Below are 18583 nucleotides of genomic sequence, written 5' to 3' on the forward strand. Positions count from 1 at the left end.
ACCGTGGAGGCTTAGCGAAGTGGCCAAACGCATCAGACTGTAAATCTGCTCACGTACGTGTTCGGTGGTTCGAATCCATCAGCCTCCACCATTTTTTAGGGGCATAGTTTAAAGGTAGAACAACGGTCTCCAAAACCGTTGGTGTGGGTTCAATTCCTGCTGCCCCTGCCAAGTAATTTCATATAAAAGAATCATATGGCGACCGTGGCGAAGGGGTTAACGCACCGGATTGTGGTTCCGGCATTCGTGGGTTCGAGACCCATCGGTCGCCCCATTTCTTTTATAAGAATTACATAGCAATACAACTTAAAAGCTTCACATGGCGACCGTGGCGAAGGGGTTAACGCACCGGATTGTGGTTCCGGCATTCGTGGGTTCGAGACCCATCGGTCGCCCCATTTTCTTTCAAAAAATATATTGGGGATTAGCCAAGCGGTAAGGCAACGGACTTTGACTCCGTCATTCATAGGTTCGATTCCTATATCCCCAGCCATTATATGCGGACGTGGCTCAGCGGTAGAGCATCGCCTTGCCAAGGCGAGGGTCGCGGGTTCGATTCCCGTCGTCCGCTCCATTTCATGTGGTGCCATAGCCAAGTGGTAAGGCAAAGCTCTGCAAAAGCTTTATCCCCAGTTCAAATCTGGGTGGCACCTCCATTTTAAATATTTGCCGGCGTGGCGGAATGGCAGACGCGCTCGACTCAAAATCGAGTGGGAAACCGTGGAGGTTCGAGTCCTCTCGCCGGTATTACGCTAAAAGAGTTCATCAGAGATATTCTCTGGTGGGCTTTTTTATTGTGTGTATACCTAGAGGCACGCATTATCTGTTATATCGGCACATGAACAAGACTGAGGCGCCAGCATCGTTCATTTGCAGGATGATTATGTTCTTTGAGCTTTCGTACCTTATCCCATATGTATCTGAGAACAAGACAGGCCCTGTGTATCTTACTACACAGGGCCTGTTTCTTTTAATTTATATGTCATCTGCTTATATGTTAAGTCGTTTATATCATGAACTTACTTCGTAGAACCCACAAATTGATTTCTGGCCGCCCCAAGACCAATGATACCGAGTAGGGCAGAAGCGCCAACCAAGATCAGGAGTGGAGCACTCCAACTATGAGTGGCGTCATGCAAGTAACCTATCAGCGCCGGGCCGATGGCTGCCAGCAGATATCCTATGGATTGGGCCATGCCCGATAGTTCCGCCGCCTGATGGGCACTTTGAGTGCGTAAACCGAAAAACATCATAGATAAGCCAAAGGCAAAGCCCGCTCCAATTCCAAGAATAATCACCCACAACAGAAGCAGTTGGACACTGCTATAGAGAAGCCCAAGTGTTCCGATCAAAAGTAGGATTGTTGTAATAACCACCAAGGACCGCTGGTTAGACATACGCCCTGCCATAACAGGAACGATAAAGGCAAAGGGGAGGGACGCCATAATCAGAACCGATAGAAACCAGCCGGATTGACTCGAACTGATGCCTTGTTCTTTTAGGATTTCAGGCAGCCAGGCAACCAGCACATAGAAAATGGCTGATTGTATTCCCATAAAGAGAGTCACCTGCCAGGCTAATGGGGAGCGCCATATTTTAACCTGATGGTTCTTATCTGTGCTGCTACCAATAATGGCGGGGTTCGTTGGAGTCTTGAGCAGCGGTATCCAAAAGAGAATAGAGATGAAGCTAAGTATTCCCCATACTCCAAGGGCACCTTGCCAGTTCATACCTGCTCCCACAGCTAAGGGAATACTAATACCGGAAGCAATTGCCCCGCATAGATTCATGGAAACCGAATAGACCCCTGTCATAGTCCCCATTTGCTGCGGAAATTCCCGTTTAATCAGACTGGGAAGTAATACATTACATATAGTAATAGCAAATCCCAGAATTGCAGTTCCAACATATAAAGTCGCTGCTCCGGATAACGACCGAACAGCAATACCGATGACTAAAAAAATAAGAGAAATCAGGATAATTCGTTCTATACCATATTTATGTCCTAATTTGGGTACAAAAGGTGATAATAGGGCAAATGCAATTAGTGGAACTGTAGTAATCAGGCCTGCTAAAGTATTAGAAATATGCACGTTGTCCCGAATAAGACTGACCAAGGGTCCCACTGAGGTGAGGGGTGCGCGCAAATTCGCTGCGATAAAAATAATTCCTATGATCATGAACCAGAGTGTCGCTTGCTTCCGAATACCGGTATTGGATATTCCATCTTGCTTGTTTAACAATTGTTCTGGTGAACTCATAGATGTGCCTCCTGTGTACGGGCTTTGTCAATGTATAAACGAACAGCCTCCTCCGCTTGATGACCATTCTGATCCGCAATGGCCTGATAGAGCAGGGCATGAGAGTCGATATAGAAATCCACGGTTTTGAGATCCTTCATTTCTAAAATCATGTTTTGCAGCGCCTCAGAAATATGATTGTATAAATTCGACATCAATTGATTATGTGAAGCGGCTATCACCATTTTGTGAAACTCCACGTCCCAGTGAGCATACGCTTCAAGATCTTGCTGGACGGCTGCTTGTCTGCACTGGTCAAGACATGTCCGAAGTGCCGCCAAATCTTCCTCGTCTCTCCTGAGCGCAGCCAGGGCAGCCGCCTCTCGTTCTAATGCATACCGGACCTCCAGGCTCTCAAACTTATCGGTATGCTCTATTACTTTTCTAATCACTGACCCTAAAACACTGGAGGAGCATACATAAGTCCCATCCCCTTGTCTGGTCTTGAGCAGACCCGCGTAGGTTAGAGCCCGAATTGCTTCCCTTAAGGTATTACGACTGACTTGAAGCTGCTCCATTAGCTCCGGCTCTGGAGGAATACGCGTCCCTACTTGCCATTCGCTGCTTTCGATCTTCTCTTGGATCTGGTAGGCCACCTGTTCCACCAAGGTTAAACGTTGAGTCTGAGCTAACAATTGTATCATTCCTTTACAAACGTAGGATGTTTGGTACTCTGGTTGATTATAGCAGATTCATTTCGGCTTGAAAAGATGAAAATGATATTGATTCTCAATATCATTCGTGCTAATATGATTTTGTTCAGTAGTGAACAAAAATAAAAAGCAATTGATTGCTGCCTTTGACCCTAGTCTGCATTAAGTACAAGAGAGGAGAGATTTGGCAAGTGGAATTTCAAAATCATTCTAAAGGTCACCTTTATGAGCAATATATCAGAATGCTGCATTTGAACGAATTATATACAGAACATGAAATTAATCTGTTTCGTGAGCAAGCCAAAAAGCTTCAGATCGATATGCTGTCCAATAATATTACCAGTGTGCATGTTATTGATTGCATTGGTGATCATGAGCCGATCAATCATACCGGAATTACCAAAAGAATGAATCTGTCCAAAGCAAGCATTACAAGTATTAGTTCCAAGCTGTTGGAAACAGGCTTCATTATGAAAAATCAACTAAATAACAACCGGAAGGAGATTTATTTTAGCTTAACGGATAAGGGAAGACAGGTATATCAACTGCATCAAAAGATGCATCAAGCGAAAGAAGACGACTTTTATCAGTTTATTGAATCTTATTCAGAGGCTGAGTTACAGACGATCAGGAAATTCATGAGTGATTTGTTGGCGCGCGCCGAAGAATACTCCGAGGGGAAGTTTAATGGAAATGAAGATATTTAATTCGAGACGGAAGGAAGCATCAGGAGATGAAGAAAAAAACTCGGGTCTCTCAGAATTAGAGCAAATTGCCAGTGAGAAAAGAAAGGTTCAATTTTACCTCAGATTGATGCTGGGATTAGGTTCAACCTGTGGTGTGATGGTACCCATAGAACCTTTTTTTACGACTTTAAATGAGCTTTCCGCTCAAGAGACTGCACTTTTACAAAAGGCAAAGGATCAATTAGAGCAATCAGAATGAGTAAGGAATAAGGAATGAAATGAATTGGAAAAAGAGCAGAGAAGCGGCCTTCAACAAAGAGGGACCGCTTCATTTTTTATGATTTATGATTCCTCGGAATAAAATGCTTTGGATACGGCCTCTGTGGCTTTATCAATAAAAACTGCAACCTTACCCGGGCTTTCCTTCAGACCGCTGCTCACCCACTTTTTAATAATAGCTATACTGCCATGAGCGGTGAACGTATACCAGGATTCAAATAATTGCGGATCAAAATATTTTAATTCCTGCTTCCAGCGCTCAATCGTTAGGTCGTGACTGATATATAGGATTCTTTCCAATAATTCTTTGTTGCCATGCTCCGAGAACAGAACCTCACATATCGTTTTATTCGCTTTTATATATTTACATAATTCATAAGAAAGCTTTTGAGGGCTTGCAGAACTAATCCCAAGTTGCTTAATTTCTTCATATAGATCATTTTCGATTGTTGAAAGAAGCTCAAACTGATTCGCATAGTGTGAATAAAAGGTGTTGCGGTTAATCCCTGCTTCGCTGCAAATGTCGGTCACGGTAACTTTATTGATAGACCGTTCTGTCATCAGCTTCAACAGGCTTTCTTTAATAACCATTTTTGTATATCTCACCCGGTGATCTGTTTTTTTGTCTGCCATCGTAACCTCCTAATTTAAAATAATAAAATGGTTAATGAACAAATCTAATATGATTTGTATGGTAACTAACATAATCCAAACGAACAGCCTGTTGTTTAACTAACATGGTGACATTATAATTTATTTAAACGTTCGATTCAAATTAAATTAATTGGAGGAAGAAAATGGGTAGTATAACTGTAGTGCCTGTATGGGTTATTCAAGACATTCTTGTCTTAATTGCTGCTGTCCTAATGGTGTTCTATATCCTTGATAAGGAAACACATCCCAAAACGGTTTTACTGCAATTTATAGGTTTTGTGTTCTTTTACGCCGCCGTTTTTGAAATTACTGCTTCATCGCTTGGGGAAGGGTTCTACGCCTATGGGCGCAGTATTTTAATGTTATTTAACATACCAATTACTGTCCCTATTATTGAGTTTCTGATCATCTATTCCACTTTGCGTGTTCTAAAGTCTGTAAATATACCGTCCTGGACGAAACCGTTTATTACGGGATTAAGTGCGATGGTGTTTGACTTTTCACTCGACCCGGTGGCCGTTAAACAGATTTTTGAGACCATGGATGGAACCATTGCAAGATGGAGTTATTATCCGCTGGCCGGTGAACCTCAAATCTATGGGGAACCGGTGATGAATTTTACAGGATGGATTTATATCGCGGGATATTGGACAGTCTTTATCCTGATCGGTGAATGGTGGCATAAGAAGAAAGGCTACAGTAAAACCGTGGGTTATATCTATCCGTTTTTGGCGTCCCTTGCGTCATTGGCTTGTATGTTCTCACCTTTATCCAACTTCTTTAATTACATGGGGCCGTTCTTCGCCAGGGAATCTAATATGCAATGGGTGATGTTGATTGCACTTTCTGTAATTACAATCGGAGTGTTAGCCTTGGCTTTCACAAAGTTCTGGGACCGGAAGGCTAATTATTCAATCACTCCCAAAAAAGATTTTCCGATCATGTTTACTTTCGTAGGATTCCCGCTGGTTAACACTATATTTTGTCTCATAGGAGGTTTCACGGAGGTATTGTGGCTGGTCGTTCTGGCTCAAATCGTATTATTGTTAGCCTGGATTGGAATTTATAAGATGGGTAAAAAAGCAAGCCCAATCGCGAGGTAGTAAAAAAACACCGCCAGACTTTAGACCTCTTCCGTCTATAGCTGGCGGTGTATTTTTGCCTTCTGCGTTAAGGCAGGACATTTCCGGCTGCGCGGTAAATCTCGTACCATTCTTCGCGGCTGAGGGTGATGCTTGAAGCCTTAGCGATGTCGAGCAGGCGGGCGGTGTTGGTGGTGCCGACAATCGGCTGCATTTTGGCCGGGTGTCTGAGCAGCCAGGCAATAGCGATCGCGGTGTCGGCTACTCCTTTGTCCCCGGCAATACGGTTAATGACTTCGTTCACCTTAGGGAACTTCTCGCTGCCCAGGAATACGCCTTCGAAGAAGCCGTACTGGAACGGAGACCATGGCTGGATGGTCATATCATGCAGGCGGCTGTACTCCAGGATTCCGCCGTCGTGGACTACGGAACCGGCATTGGTCATGTTGACGTTGAAGCCCGAATCAATCATTCCAGTTACCATGATGCTGAGCTGAAGCTGGTTGAACAGAAGGGGCTGCTTGACGTTCTTCTTCAGCAGCTCAATCTGTAACGGGTTCTGGTTGCTGACACCGAAGTGCTTGACCAGCCCTCTGCTCTCCAGATTATCGAAGGCTTCCGCCACTTCCTCCGGCTCCATCAGGGTGTCAGGACGGTGCAGGAGAAGGACATCTACATAATCGGTCTGCAGCCGCTTCAGGCTGTTCTCTACTGAACTCACGATATGCTCCTTAGAGAAGTCGAAGAAGCCGTTACGGATGCCGCATTTGGCCTGAATCATCAGCCGGTCGCGCATTCCGGGATTTGCCGTCAGTACGTTACCGAATACTTCCTCTGCTTTACCTCCGGCATAAATATCTGCATGGTCGAAAAAGTCTATGCCCACCTCAAGGGCGCTGTGGATATGGGTTTCAGCCTCTTTGGGCGACAAATCAGCGATCCGCATACAACCGAGGGAAATCTCGGAAACCTCAAGTGCGCCGTTAGCTACATTAATTCTTTTTACCATTAATTATTCACTCCTTAAATGAAGGTATAGTGTAAGCTTAGACCTTAGAGTTAGGTGTAAGTCAATAGAATCATAGAGTGACTGTTCATAGAAACGGATTGATGGTACTTTTACTATATAGATGAGGCCGGCAACGGCTGGCAGAGAGGAGCTTGTACGGATGGGATACAGTATCAAAACCATAGCACAAAAAAGCGGACTGAGCCAATATACGCTGCGTTACTATGAACGGGAAGGGGTATTGCCGGTTGTGGGGAGGGATGCGAACGGCAACCGGTGCTTCAATGACGAGGATCTGGAGCTGATCTCGTTAATCTGCTGCCTGAAGGATACCGGTATGGCTATCGCCGACATTAAGCAATTCATTGCGTTCTCGCAGGAAGGCAAGGACCGTCTGCCAGATCAGCGCAGACTGCTGCAGGAGCATAAACAGCATATCGATGAGAAGATCAAGTTCTTTCAGAGCTTTGCCCGGAAGATTGACCATAAGATCGCTTATTTTGCATCGTTGGAGAATGAAGCGAAAGCCTCCGGAAACCATAAAACCGTCTGAAAAGTAAGTTATCTGCACGGAAGTTGTGATCCGCTTCTTGGAGCCGGGGCGAACTTTGGGTAGAATAAGGAACAGATTCACTTCAAGAAGATGAAGGAGGACACTATAATGTCAGGCAATGAACCTAGTCTGGATTGGCTAAGCGATGTATCTGTATTTCAGGTGAACCGGTTGGAAGCGCATTCGGATCACCGCTATTATAGAACGATGGAGGAAGCGGAGAGACAAGCCCCCATGGCGCTGCGTTACTCTCTGAACGGAGACTGGAAATTCAGTTATGCGGTGAATGTGGCAGCCCGTGTTAAGGATTTCTATAAGACGGAATATGATACGAGCGGCTGGGGGAACATCCAGGTGCCGGGTCATATCCAGCTTCAGGGGTACGGCAGGCCGCAATATGCGAATACGATGTACCCCTGGGACGGTCTGGATGCTGTAAGGCCGCCGGAGATTCCGGTGAGCAGTAATACGGTGGGCAGCTATGTGAAGATGTTTGAGGTGCCGGCAATTATGGAGCAGGGGCCGATTTTTATTTCTTTTCAGGGCGTAGAGGCGGCTTGTTATGTCTGGTTGAACGGGCACTTCGTCGGCTACAGTGAAGACAGCTTCACCCCTGCGGAATTCGAATTGACACCCTATCTGCAGGAAGGAGCCAATAAGCTCGCGGTTGAGGTCTATCAGCGCTGTACGGGGAGCTGGCTGGAGGATCAGGATTTCTGGCGGTTCTCGGGGATTTTTCGCGAGGTGTATCTGTATACGGTTCCTGAGCTGCATGTACAGGATTTGCGGATTCAGGCGGGGCTGGATGCTTCCTATGAGAAAGGCAAGTTAACAGCTGAGCTTCGTATGGCAACTGAGGCTGAGGCAGTGATTCGGGTGGAGCTGAAGGATGCAGCAGGCGCTGTAGTTGCGAATACAGAAGGACGAGCTGTGGCGGGTAAGGCGGCTCTAAGCTTGGATGCGGGCAAGGTATTCCTGTGGAGCGCGGAGAATCCTTACCTGTACAGCGTCTGTATCTCTGTATGTAATGGCGAAGGGGAGCTGGTGGAGGCAATTGTGCAGCGGGCGGGCTTCCGAACCTTCGAGCTGAAGGACAAGCTGATGCTGTTGAACGGCAAACGGATCATGTTCAAAGGTGTCAACCGCCACGAGTTCAACCCCCGCACGGGCCGCAACATCTCCAGGGAAGATATGATCAAGGATATCATCATCCTGAAGCAGAATAATATCAACGCGGTGCGGACCTCGCATTATCCGAACCAGACGCTCTGGTATGAGCTGTGCGATGAATACGGGGTGTATGTGATTGACGAGATGAACCTGGAGTCCCATGGCTCGTGGCAGAAGATGGGCGCCGTTGAGCCGTCCTGGAACATCCCCGGGGATAAGCCGGAGTGGGAGGGGATTGTCATGGACCGGGCGGTATCGATGCTGGAGCGCGATAAAAACCATCCGTCGATCCTGATCTGGTCCTGCGGCAATGAATCGTATGCGGGCGAGGTCATTCTGAAGGTGTCCCATTACTTCCGTAAGGCTGATCCGGGACGGCTGGTGCATTATGAAGGAGTCTTCCATAACCGCAAATATAATGACAGCAGTGATATGGAGAGCCGGATGTATGCCAAGCCCGCCGACATTGTAGAATACCTGGAGAATCAGCCGTATAAGCCGTATATCAGCTGTGAGTACATGCATGCTATGGGCAATTCGGTAGGGGGACTCCATAAATATATCGAGCTGGAGAACCGTTATCCGCTGTATCAGGGCGGCTTCATCTGGGATTACATCGATCAGGCGCTGGTAGCAAAGAACCGTTACGGTGAAGAGTATCTGGCGTATGGCGGGGATTTCGATGACCGGCCAACGGACTACAGCTTCTGCGGAAACGGGATTGTGTTCGCTGACCGGACGATCACGCCGAAGATGCAAGAGGTAAAGTTCCTCTACCAGAATATCCGGCTTGTTCCTGAACGGGATGCGGTGACAGTGGTCAACGGGAATCTGTTCGAGGGGACGGGGCGGCTGCTGCTGGAGTTTCGGTTATTGAAAGAGGGACGGGAGATTTTCAAGGGGCAGAAGGAGCTTGCGGTTGCGGCTCAGGAAGAGGCGAGAATTACGTTAGAATTGCCAGATGTGTCAGCAGTTCCAGGGGAGTACACTTTGGCTGTAGGTCTGGTGCTGAAGGAAGCCGAGCTATGGGCGGAGCGGGGGTTCGAGACTGCTTATGGAGAGCATGTCTTCCGGGTTGAAGCAGCTCGCGCAGAAGCGGCCGGGGCAAAAGCAGGCGGAGAAACGGCGCTGTTGCCTGCGGCAGCGGAGTTCCGCGTGATTGAAGGGGATGTGAACATCGGGGTCACCGGGCGCGGCTTCTCCGCCTTGTTCTCTAAGCAGGCGGGCTCTCTGGTGTCGCTCTGCTACGGGGGGCGCGAGATGATTGCGACTCCGCCGGTTCCATTGTTCTGGCGGGCAACGACTGACAATGATAAGGGGACTGCGCTGGGGTACCATGCCGGCGGCTGGTTCGCAGCCAGTCTGGCCCGCCAGTGCACAGCGGTCAGCCTGCACACCGAAGCAGACCGGGCTACGGTCAGCTTCGATTATGCCTTCAGCATCAGCAGTGAGCTGAAGGCAAGTATTCAGTACACGGTCCATGCCGATGGCAGCGTCCGTGTCCGCATGGTCTACACCGGGGCAGACGGTCTGCCGGATGTTCCGGTGGTGGCGGTATCCTTCCGGATGTCGGCAGACTACGAGGCCTCCGAGTGGTATGCCCGCGGACCGGAAGAGAACTACAGTGACCGCGCCTATGGAGCGCGGCTCACCCGCTTCCGGCGTAAGGTGACGGAGCTGCCGTCACCGTATCTGGTGCCGCAGGAATCCGGCAACCGGACGGGCGTCCGTGAGGTGAGCATCACGGACAGCCGGGGGTATGGGCTGCAGGTTCAGGCGGCTGCAGGCCAGCCGCTGGAATGTACGCTGTCACCGTATACAGCGTTCGAGCTGGAGCAGGCAGCACATGCTTATGAGCTGCCTAAGGTGCACTACACGGTTGTCACCCTCGCGGCACAACAGATGGGTGTGGGCGGGGATGACAGCTGGGGAGCGCCGGTGCATCCGGAATACCGGATCGCAGCGGGTCAGCCGCTGGAATTCGGGTTCACGCTGACGGCGGCATTGCCGGAGGCGTAATAACCCCTAAGTAAACAGGCCATCAGCGTATGCTTCGCTGATGGCCTGTTTCATGAGAAGCGCTGCCGGTATTCGCGCGGCGACAACCCCTCCAGCTTCATGAAGCTGGAGCTGAAGTAGGAGGATTGGTTGAAGCCCACCTCTTCGGCAATCCGGGCGATCGGGAAGCTGGTCTGCATCAGCAGCAGCTTGCTCTGTCCGATCCGGTAGCGGAGCAGATATTCCATGGGTGAACAGCCATATACCTTGTTCATGCAGCGGGCAATATAGACCGGATGGAAGTTGAGGCTGTCTCCCAGCATGGCGGTTGTAATCTCTTCACGGTAGTGGGTGCGGAGATAGGAGGCGGCCTGTTCGGCACATAGGGTGGTCTGGGAGCTGCGGTGCTCTGGATTCACAGAAGCAGCCAACTGCTGCAGGAGATCCTGGAAGAGGAGCTGCTGCCGGAAGCGGACGGCTTCGAGGTGGGCGGTGGCCTGCAATTGTGTGAGCTGCTCCAATACCCCGTAAGCTCTGTCCGGCAGCAGCAAGTTAACAAACTGGGATAACACCAGATTGAAGGAGCTGATATCGAATAGAGAAACGGGAAGCTCTCCTGCAGTCTCATTCGGGTTGCCGGAAGCAGGCAATGTCACGGATAAAGCAGGCAGGTCATGGAAGGTCTGAAAGTGAAGCCAATGATAGGCCGTCTCTTCCTTGCAGCCTTCGGTTCCAAAGTGGTGGCAGTCGGGGCGCAGGATCAAGGCATCGCCTGCCTTCACGGTGAACCGCTGCTCCTCCTCGCCAATATACAGGCATCCCTGCTGGACAATGAGCAAATCAAATACCTTGATCTGCTGGCGGCTCCGGTGTTTATAGCCGGGCTGGCAGTGATTGAGGCCGCTGGCTATATAATGCGGCAGGGGAGGGATGCGGAACAGAAGCGGGTTCATGGGCTGGCCTCCTGAAGAAAAGTTTGGATATTGAAAGTTTAGGTTGGAGAATTAGTACATTTTCCAGAGTATATCACCTATAATTTATTACAGGCAAGTTTAAATCGTAAGGCTACGGATAGGTCCTGTGCGACCACCCGAATTCCCCCGGATTGTTCTCCTTAAGGAGTACTCCGGGGGCTTATTTGCGTTGAACTTGCGATTACTGCACAAATGTATGATAAGTGCACAGTGCGGTTAGCCGTAAAGTACAGGAATATCCCGAAGCTTCACTGTTCAGCCGCAGGAGGCTTCTTCTATACTCAGGTCATACAAGTCATACACTTGGTTTAACGAAGCCATAGGGGCCATCAAGGACGGAGGCTTCGGGCCCAGTGACGCGGCAACTTATCTATAGGCATAGGAGAGTGAAGGCTTTGAGACACCGCAAACGCAAGACCGGTATGCCGCTTGTCGCCCAGTTTCCCCTGAAGGGAACAAGCGGGCTGTCCCCGCAGCTTGACTCCGGTACCCGGAAGAAAAGGAAGAAGGGCTTCGTGCATGAACTGGTCCATAACCGGATTCTGTTCCTGATGCTGCTGCCTACGCTGTTGTTCTTTCTAATTAACTCGTATTTTCCGATGGTCGGGGTCTATTATGCATTCACGCAGTTTGATTTCAATTCCGGGCTGTTCGACGCCCCCTTCGTAGGGCTGAAGAACTTTGAATTCCTCTGGAAGTCCGGCACGTTGGTGAAGCTGACGCTCAATACGATCGGCTACAATCTGGCTTTTATTTTACTGGGGAATGTACTGGCGATTATCTGTGCGATTCTGCTTAGCGAGCTGCGGGTGAAGTGGTTCAAGAAGCTGACCCAGTCGGTTATGTTCCTGCCATACTTCGTATCGTTCGTTATCTTAAGCGTTATCGTCTACAATGTGTTCAATTATGATAACGGTTTCTTGAATACGCTGCTGACGCAATTCGGGGCGAATCCTGTGGATGTCTATAATAATCCGGTCATCTGGATTTTCCTGATCATTCTCTTTTATCTCTGGAAAAATCTCGGCTACAGCATGGTCATCTACTTGGCATCCATCACGGGCATCAGCGAGGAATATTATGAAGCGGCCAAAATTGACGGTGCCCACATTTTCCAGCGGATCTGGTATATCACGGTGCCAATGCTGAAATCGACCTTCGTCATGCTGCTGCTGTTCTCGCTGGGGAGTATTATGAAGGGGCAGTTTGACCTCTTTTACCAGCTGATAGGCAATAACGGGGTGCTGTACAATACAACGGATATTCTGGATACGTACGTGTTCCGCTCGCTCAAGGTGACCTTCGATGTCGGGATGGCAACGGCGGCCGGCCTGTATCAATCGCTGTTCGGCTTCTTCCTGATTATGACGGTCAACTATATCATCCGTAAAATAAATGACGATTACGCCTTGTTCTAGGTTGTGCGGAATCTGCTGCGAAAGGAGAGAAAGAGCATGCAAATCAAAGATGACTCGTACACCAGGCTATTACAGGGAGTAGCTTATACGGTAATTATACTGGGCTCCTTAGCCTGTCTGATTCCGTTTCTGCTGATTATTTCGGCATCCTTGACGGCTAATGAGTCCATCATCAAGGACGGTTATCATTTCATCCCGGCGCAGTTCTCGCTGGAGGGCTATAAGACGGTATTTACTTTTCCCGATGAGGTGCTGCGGGCGTATGGGGTGACGCTGTTCACTACGGTTACGGGGACGACGCTGGGACTGTTCTTCATGACGATGGCCGGTTATGTGCTGGCCCGCAAGGATTTCAAATACCGCAATACCTTCTCGTTCTATATTTACTTCACGACCCTGTTCGGCGGGGGGCTGGTGCCCTGGTACATTATGATTACCAAGTATCTGCATCTGACCGATTCTTATGGGGCGCTGATTTTTCCCGGCTTAATGACGCCGTTCCTGATTATTCTGATGAAGAATTTCATCCGCTCGGCGGTGCCGGAGGAGCTGTTCGAATCGGCCAAGATTGACGGGGCGGGGGATTTCAAAATATACTGGCGCATTGTGCTGCAGCTCTCGATGCCCGGGATTGCTACGGTAGGCCTGTTCCTTGCACTGGCTTACTGGAACGACTGGTTCTCCTCGTCGCTGTTCATTAATGATCCGCATAAGTATCAGCTGCAGTTCCATTTGTATAATGTCATCAACTCGGCTTCCTTCATCGCCAATATGGGCGCGGGTACCGGGGTCAGCTTAGGCAGTGATCTGCCTACAGAATCCACTAAGATGGCGATGGCGATTGTGGTCACGGGGCCGATTCTGTTCCTGTATCCGTTCATTCAGCGTTATTTCGTGAAGGGTCTGACGATCGGAGCGGTCAAAGGTTAGAACCATGTGGCAGATTGTACCTTTACCGTACAGCTGCTATATCGGCTAACATAGAGTCACACACAAGGGCGGTATGCTTCCGGGGAAAGAACAGCACGAGGAGCGTCAGGGAAGCGTGGTCTTACAACAAATTCTAGGAGGGTTCATTCATGAGAAAGAAAGCAGGCAGACGATCTTTGGTTACGCTTACAACCGGATTGCTCGCTCTATCGCTCCTGGCCGGCTGCGGCGGGGGGAACAGCAATGGCAACACCGGCAGCAGTGCCGGGAAGGACGGCAACGCAGGCACACCGGCTGCATCAGAGGGAGCGGCGAAGGCAGCGGATACCGGGATCGACACCTCGAAGAAGGTGGAGCTGCAATTCTATATGCTCGGCGATGCTCCTAAGGATCTTCCGGCCATCCAGGCTGAAGTCAACAAAATGGCTGAGGCAGACCTGAACGCCACGGTGAAGTTCAACTTCACGAGCTGGACGGATTGGGATCAGAAGTACAAGCTGCTGCTGTCCTCCGGGCAGGCAATTGATCTGATTTTTACGGCAGACTGGACGCAATATCAATCCTATGCGAAGCGAGGTGCCTTCCTGGCACTGGATGATCTGTTGCCTAAGGCGGCTCCTGAGCTGCAGAAGTTCGTCCCCGAGAAGATGTGGGAGGATGTTAAGGTTGACGGTAAAATCTACACGGTTCCGGCGACCTTCAAGGAGTATGTAACCAACGGGTTCGTCTACCGCGAGGATCTGCGCAAGAAATACAATCTCCCGGAGCCCAAGGACTTGGCCAGCTATGAGGCCTACATGGACGGCATTGTCAAAAACGAGCCGGATATGATGCCGATGTCCCTCAACAGCGATGTGGGCAACAATCTACATTATATCTACACAGAGCTGCATAAAATGGTTGGAGCGCTGCCGTACGGCATGGGTGTGAAGTATGATTCACCGGCTACGGTCTACTCCTACTGGGGCTCCGATGAGCAAAAAGAAGAGCTCAAGATGATGAAGCGCTGGGCCGATAAAGGCTTCATTCCGAAGAATGTGCTGAATATTAAGGATACGATGCAGGACCCGGTCACTTCAGGTAAAGCGGCCAGCATGTTCGGCGACAACCCTAACCGGTTCAATGATATGAAGATGAAGATCAGCACGACCCACCCGGATTGGGAGCTGGCGTATTCTCCTTTCGGCCTGACAACCGGCTATGCAACCCCTGTGCATCCGATTCACAACGGGTTCGCTATTCCGAAGAGCAGCAAGAATCCGGAGCGGGCGCTTGCCTTCTATCAGAAGATGGTGCTGGACAAACGCTATAATCAGCTGACGCAATACGGCATTGAAGGCAAGAACTACACGGTGGAAGACGGCTATTACAAGCTGGTCGGCACCAGTACCTCCAATGGGTTCACCCGGGAAGGCATGAACGGCTGGGCGTGGAGAAATCCGGAGTTCATGCTGTTCGACAAGGGCTTTGACGGGGTCAAGGCGATCTTTGATGAGCTGGATAAAATCCAGAAGCCGGACCTGTTCCTGGGCTTCGCCGAAGACTACAGCTCCTATCAGGCAGAGAAGGCTGCGCTTGAGCAGGTAGAGAAGCAGTACCTGTTCCCGCTGGAGGCCGGACTGGTGGATGATGTGGATAAGGGCCTGGAGACCTTCATGCAGAAGGCGAAGCAGGCGGGTCTGGAGAAGATTCAGGCGGAGTGGACGAAGCAGTGGGAGGCTTATGTTGCGGAGAAAGGTCTTAAGTAAGAGGGGAGCCCCGGGAGCCGAATGGCTTTTGGGGCTTTTTTTGCTGTATTAGGGGGCTTGGGCGCTTGGGGGGACGCTCCGAAAACGGAATGATGTTCCGATCGCTGTTGTGTCCGGATTTTTTTGATTTTAACCTTAGCGGTGAAAATCCGGACACAAAGGCGAACGCTCCGCTTCTCCACATTCATTCCGTTTTCTCCGCTGTTTAAGCGCTATCCACACTTACACCCGCCACACAAAATGCCCCGTCACCCAGACGGCCTCCCGGGGCAGGGGGAAGAGCAGAAGCCCGTCTCCATGGATCTGGAGACGGGCTGATGTTGTTGTTCCACATCTAAAGCGTAACAGAGCAAATGCAAGGTGCCAAAACACTGGCTTGGTGTTCCACCAAAGCGGAAAAGCGAACAGCGAAAGGCAGGCTTGGTGTTCCACCAAAGCGAACAGCGAACAGCGGGCTTGGTGTTCCACCAAAGCATGGAGCGGCTCGATTTCTAAAATCCTGCATGAATTGCAACATTCGACACTCTAAAACTGGCTCAAGGTAGGAATTGTTGCAGAAAAGTCAGCAATTCACTTGAATTCGGCGGATACTTGAGCGAGTTGCTGCATTTGGTGCAACAATTCAACTAAATAGCTAAGGATAGGGGCTCCAAGTTGCAGTATCTGCAACATTTTGATCAGGCTAGTTTGTTTAAACCCCTAACTCATCCGCACACTCTTTAGCCGCCGGTAATCGGTAGGCGTCGTACCGAAGCTGCGCTTAAACATCCGGTGCAAGTAGGAGCTGCTGGTGAAGCCGCAGCGCTCGGCTATCGCGGTGACGGGCAGGTCGGTGTTCTCCAGCAGGGCGCACACCTCACGCATCCGCACTTCAAGGATGACATCGACGATGCTGTTCATGGTCTGCTGCTTGTAGAGGCGGCTGATATAGATGGGTGACATATCCAGCTCATCGGCGATCTGGTTCAAGCTCAGATGAGGCTTCATGTAATCCTCGTTGATCTTGGCGTTGATCTGGCAGATGAGGTCGTGCAGCTTGGTGTTCTTTTTGCCGGCCAGCTGCTCCTGCAGGGTACGGAAGAGGGCGGCGAAGGCCTCCTCCAGCTCGTCTATCGTCTCGACAGCTTCCAGGCTGGGAAGCTCGGCCATTCCATCAATTTGTAAGCGGTTACGCTTCTGGATCGAATTTACGATCTCTCTGACGGTGACGCTGAGCCTGGACACGGTTAACTGTGCGGTCTGATAAGGGAAGGCCCCGGTCTCGCGGATCATCGCGCTGAACTGCTCGGCGGCGTCCGTCAGCTTGCCGCTCAGCAGCGCATCCGCCAGTTTTTTCTCCTTGTCCGCCGGATAATGATAAGTACTTGAATCTAGCGCACAGATGTCCCGGGCATTAAGGATACAGCCATGTCCATAGAACAGGCGGTGATTCGACGCCTCACGGACCTGCTGATAGAGCTGATGCAGCTGGCTGGCATTACGGTCAATATGGCTGTAGGTCAGGGTAAGGCTGATTTTCAGATAATCGGAGCAGGCCTGCTGAATCTGCCGGAGCAGGGCCTCGATCAAGCCGGTATCCGTATATTCCACGGGATCGATAATGTTCAGCAGCACCAGGATTCCGTCATCGTTCATATCCACGGTCTCCACACGGTAGGTCTGGCCGCAGATTTCGGAGGCGATGTTCATGATGGCGAACTTGGAGGCCAGCAGATAAGAAGAGCGGGCTTCCCGGAACTCCCGGTAACGGTCAATCCGCAGCAGGATCAGCCGGTAATCATCATTAAAGGTGAAATGAATGCCGAGCTGACGCAGCTTCTCGACCTGCTGCATGGACTGCAGCGGCTTCAGGCCGAGGATCAGGTCCCGCAGTGTATTTTGCCGGATCATGAACATGCTGTCCCGCTTCTCAGTCTCCAGAATATGCATCTCGCTGACAATCCGGTTCATCGGCAGGTAGAGGCTTCTGGACATGATCCAGGAGAGGCCGATGCCGGCCACCAGCACCAGACCTGCGATCAGCAAGGTGGTGTTGCGGATGTTGTTGGTCTGCTTCGTAATGATCTCATACGGCGTAATTCGTACATACTGCCAGCTTAAATCATCCGGTGCCGTATAAGAGATCAGCGAGTTCACGCCCCCGAAGGGAGCGATGAAATACCCGGCCTCCCGGCCCTTGATCCGCTGCTCGATGAATCCTGCTTCCTCCGGGGTCAGCTCCTGCTGCTTCAGGCTGTTGCTGGAGCGGAAGGCGCCCTGATCATCCAGAATATAGGTCGCGCTGGTGGAATCCGCCGGGCTGGCGATCTCTTTGTTGATCCACGGTGCCGAAATATTCACAATCACCGCCGAATTAATGGCCCGGTCCCAGCCGATCGCATCCAGACACAGGAAGGTATAGGCACGGACCTGGTCGTTCTCCTGTGCACCGTTGGAATAGACTCTAGGAATAGGAGTGAAAGCTTTATAGTTCTGGTAGTGGCTCAGGATATCCAGAATGGAGGTATCGACCAGCTCCTTTTCGGTATACACACCGTTCTGGCCATGGGAGGAGGCAACATACAGCTGCCCGCCCTTGGGATTATATACATAGATGGATTCGATATAAGGCATGGAGCTCAGATAGTTGCCCAGCTCGGACATGGCGGCGGTGACATCGTAGATGTCCGGCTTATCGTAGAACACAATTTTGGAGATGGTGCTGTTGCGGTAGATTTGAAAAGAAAGCGATTGCGCAGCATCCGTCATGTTCACGACCTCCCGGCTGGTCTGTGTGAGGTTGCCGAGATCGGACTGGAAGGTCTGTTTCTTTTCTACGCCGATATAGTAGTTGTAATAAATGATGGTGGAGACCAGAAAGGTTAAGGAGACGCAAAGCGTAATGCTCACTAGCAGTCTGCTGTACAGTGCGCGTTGATTGCCGATCTTGTTCAGTCTCATCCAAGTAGCCCCCCTGACTCACTGTGTATTCTTGCGGGTACCGTCCTTTGTCTTAAATGTTCATAGTACGATTATAAGCTCCAGCCTATGAACAGGACAGTGGAACAAGCTTACAACAGTGAACTGGCCGGACCCCTGCACAGTGAACAAATACAAGATTCGTGTACAAAAGCTACTTGTGACAGGGGA

General features: G+C 50.2%; 14 protein-coding genes and 8 tRNA genes. 16 read left to right on the forward strand and 6 right to left on the reverse strand.

All coding sequences use genetic code 11. The features are described 5' to 3' along the window. Nucleotides 1-5: 5 nt before the first annotated feature. The 8 genes from NST04_RS08805 to NST04_RS08840 all read left to right on the forward strand — a co-directional run bounded on the left by NST04_RS08805 (nucleotide 6) and on the right by NST04_RS08840 (nucleotide 747). Nucleotides 6-91 (forward strand) — tRNA-Tyr (locus NST04_RS08805). Nucleotides 92-97: 6 nt separating this feature from the next. Beyond that, nucleotides 98-171: transfer RNA gene (locus NST04_RS08810), tRNA-Trp, on the forward strand. Nucleotides 172-198: 27 nt separating this feature from the next. After that, nucleotides 199-274: transfer RNA gene (locus tag NST04_RS08815), tRNA-His, on the forward strand. Nucleotides 275-322: 48 nt separating this feature from the next. Further along, a tRNA-His gene (locus NST04_RS08820) sits at nucleotides 323-398 on the forward strand. Nucleotides 399-418: 20 nt separating this feature from the next. After that, nucleotides 419-493: transfer RNA gene (locus NST04_RS08825), tRNA-Gln, on the forward strand. Between the two features lie 6 nt (nucleotides 494-499). Further along, a tRNA-Gly gene (locus tag NST04_RS08830) sits at nucleotides 500-574 on the forward strand. Between the two features lie 8 nt (nucleotides 575-582). After that, nucleotides 583-656, forward strand: a tRNA-Cys gene (locus NST04_RS08835). Between the two features lie 12 nt (nucleotides 657-668). Continuing rightward, a tRNA-Leu gene (locus NST04_RS08840) sits at nucleotides 669-747 on the forward strand. Between the two features lie 272 nt (nucleotides 748-1019). On the opposite strand, the gene NST04_RS08845 is transcribed toward NST04_RS08840, so the two are convergent. Together NST04_RS08845 and NST04_RS08850 are read right to left on the reverse strand one after the other, a co-directional pair. After that, complete coding sequence (locus NST04_RS08845) at nucleotides 1020-2261, reverse strand: CynX/NimT family MFS transporter (protein WP_341183943.1); 1242 nt, start codon at nucleotides 2259-2261, stop codon at nucleotides 1020-1022. Then, entirely contained in the window at nucleotides 2258-2935 is a 678-nt protein-coding gene (locus NST04_RS08850) for a FadR/GntR family transcriptional regulator (protein ID WP_341183944.1), read from the reverse strand. Before NST04_RS08850 ends, NST04_RS08845 begins: the two co-directional genes overlap by 4 nt. A gap of 209 nt (nucleotides 2936-3144) precedes the next feature. On the opposite strand from NST04_RS08850, the gene NST04_RS08855 reads away from it, so the two are divergent. Continuing rightward, nucleotides 3145-3660, forward strand: a complete 516-nt coding sequence (locus NST04_RS08855) for a MarR family transcriptional regulator (RefSeq protein WP_341183945.1) — start codon at nucleotides 3145-3147, stop codon at nucleotides 3658-3660. Then, nucleotides 3641-3898: a hypothetical protein gene (locus tag NST04_RS08860; protein ID WP_341183946.1), complete on the forward strand. Its 258-nt coding sequence runs from the start codon at nucleotides 3641-3643 to the stop codon at nucleotides 3896-3898. The genes NST04_RS08855 and NST04_RS08860 overlap by 20 nt, the downstream gene beginning before the upstream one ends. A gap of 83 nt (nucleotides 3899-3981) precedes the next feature. Here NST04_RS08860 and NST04_RS08865 read toward each other — a convergent pair whose 3' ends face one another. Beyond that, the gene (locus NST04_RS08865) at nucleotides 3982-4551 is read right to left on the reverse strand and encodes a TetR/AcrR family transcriptional regulator (RefSeq protein WP_341183947.1); all 570 of its coding nucleotides are present in this window, start codon (nucleotides 4549-4551) and stop codon (nucleotides 3982-3984) included. 164 nt (nucleotides 4552-4715) lie between these two features. Between NST04_RS08865 and NST04_RS08870 the strand changes: the two genes are divergently transcribed. After that, nucleotides 4716-5675 carry a carotenoid biosynthesis protein gene (locus tag NST04_RS08870; protein ID WP_341183948.1) on the forward strand — a complete coding sequence of 320 codons (960 nt, stop codon included), beginning with the start codon at nucleotides 4716-4718 and terminating at the stop codon, nucleotides 5673-5675. A gap of 67 nt (nucleotides 5676-5742) precedes the next feature. On the opposite strand, the gene NST04_RS08875 is transcribed toward NST04_RS08870, so the two are convergent. Further along, the gene (locus NST04_RS08875; protein ID WP_341183949.1) at nucleotides 5743-6663 is read right to left on the reverse strand and encodes an aldo/keto reductase; all 921 of its coding nucleotides are present in this window, start codon (nucleotides 6661-6663) and stop codon (nucleotides 5743-5745) included. 121 nt (nucleotides 6664-6784) lie between these two features. Here NST04_RS08875 and NST04_RS08880 point away from each other — a divergent pair, with 121 nt between their 5' ends. Both NST04_RS08880 and NST04_RS08885 read left to right on the forward strand, forming a co-directional pair. Then, nucleotides 6785-7216 (forward strand): MerR family transcriptional regulator, encoded by a 432-nt coding sequence (locus NST04_RS08880; RefSeq protein WP_341183950.1) that lies wholly within the window; start codon nucleotides 6785-6787, stop codon nucleotides 7214-7216. Nucleotides 7217-7324: 108 nt separating this feature from the next. Next, nucleotides 7325-10405, forward strand: a complete 3081-nt coding sequence (locus NST04_RS08885; protein WP_341183951.1) for a glycoside hydrolase family 2 TIM barrel-domain containing protein — start codon at nucleotides 7325-7327, stop codon at nucleotides 10403-10405. 50 nt (nucleotides 10406-10455) lie between these two features. On the opposite strand, the gene NST04_RS08890 is transcribed toward NST04_RS08885, so the two are convergent. Then, a complete protein-coding gene (locus NST04_RS08890; protein ID WP_341183952.1) occupies nucleotides 10456-11337 on the reverse strand; it encodes a helix-turn-helix transcriptional regulator in 882 nt (293 codons plus the stop codon). A 572-nt stretch (nucleotides 11338-11909) separates the two neighbouring features. Between NST04_RS08890 and NST04_RS08895 the strand changes: the two genes are divergently transcribed. From NST04_RS08895 to NST04_RS08905, 3 genes are all read left to right on the forward strand, one after another. Continuing rightward, nucleotides 11910-12776, forward strand: coding sequence for an ABC transporter permease (locus NST04_RS08895; RefSeq protein ID WP_235192047.1), 867 nt, complete (start codon nucleotides 11910-11912; stop codon nucleotides 12774-12776). 36 nt (nucleotides 12777-12812) lie between these two features. Beyond that, nucleotides 12813-13706 carry a carbohydrate ABC transporter permease gene (locus tag NST04_RS08900; protein WP_036700398.1) on the forward strand — a complete coding sequence of 298 codons (894 nt, stop codon included), beginning with the start codon at nucleotides 12813-12815 and terminating at the stop codon, nucleotides 13704-13706. 149 nt (nucleotides 13707-13855) lie between these two features. Further along, nucleotides 13856-15454 (forward strand): extracellular solute-binding protein, encoded by a 1599-nt coding sequence (locus NST04_RS08905; RefSeq protein ID WP_341183953.1) that lies wholly within the window; start codon nucleotides 13856-13858, stop codon nucleotides 15452-15454. Between the two features lie 699 nt (nucleotides 15455-16153). On the opposite strand, the gene NST04_RS08910 is transcribed toward NST04_RS08905, so the two are convergent. Beyond that, nucleotides 16154-18394: a helix-turn-helix domain-containing protein gene (locus NST04_RS08910; RefSeq protein WP_341183954.1), complete on the reverse strand. Its 2241-nt coding sequence runs from the start codon at nucleotides 18392-18394 to the stop codon at nucleotides 16154-16156. Nucleotides 18395-18583: the final 189 nt, after the last annotated feature.

The organism is Paenibacillus sp. FSL H7-0756, assembly GCF_038006765.1.
GTDB lineage: Bacteria > Bacillota > Bacilli > Paenibacillales > Paenibacillaceae > Paenibacillus_AQ.

Excerpts from the sequence above, each read along its gene's own strand:
- NST04_RS08845 (WP_341183943.1), bottom strand. The coding sequence starts at position 2,261 with ATGAGTTCACCAGAACAATTGTTAAACAAGCAAGATGGAATATCCAAT.
- NST04_RS08860 (WP_341183946.1), top strand. The coding sequence starts at position 3,641 with ATGGAAATGAAGATATTTAATTCGAGACGGAAGGAAGCATCAGGAGAT.
- NST04_RS08865 (WP_341183947.1), bottom strand. The coding sequence starts at position 4,551 with ATGGCAGACAAAAAAACAGATCACCGGGTGAGATATACAAAAATGGTT.
- NST04_RS08870 (WP_341183948.1), top strand. The coding sequence starts at position 4,716 with ATGGGTAGTATAACTGTAGTGCCTGTATGGGTTATTCAAGACATTCTT.
- NST04_RS08875 (WP_341183949.1), bottom strand. The coding sequence starts at position 6,663 with ATGGTAAAAAGAATTAATGTAGCTAACGGCGCACTTGAGGTTTCCGAG.
- NST04_RS08880 (WP_341183950.1), top strand. The coding sequence starts at position 6,785 with ATGAGGCCGGCAACGGCTGGCAGAGAGGAGCTTGTACGGATGGGATAC.
- NST04_RS08885 (WP_341183951.1), top strand. The coding sequence starts at position 7,325 with ATGTCAGGCAATGAACCTAGTCTGGATTGGCTAAGCGATGTATCTGTA.
- NST04_RS08890 (WP_341183952.1), bottom strand. The coding sequence starts at position 11,337 with ATGAACCCGCTTCTGTTCCGCATCCCTCCCCTGCCGCATTATATAGCC.
- NST04_RS08895 (WP_235192047.1), top strand. The coding sequence starts at position 11,910 with ATGCTGCTGCCTACGCTGTTGTTCTTTCTAATTAACTCGTATTTTCCG.
- NST04_RS08900 (WP_036700398.1), top strand. The coding sequence starts at position 12,813 with ATGCAAATCAAAGATGACTCGTACACCAGGCTATTACAGGGAGTAGCT.
- NST04_RS08905 (WP_341183953.1), top strand. The coding sequence starts at position 13,856 with ATGAGAAAGAAAGCAGGCAGACGATCTTTGGTTACGCTTACAACCGGA.
- NST04_RS08910 (WP_341183954.1), bottom strand. The coding sequence starts at position 18,394 with ATGAGACTGAACAAGATCGGCAATCAACGCGCACTGTACAGCAGACTG.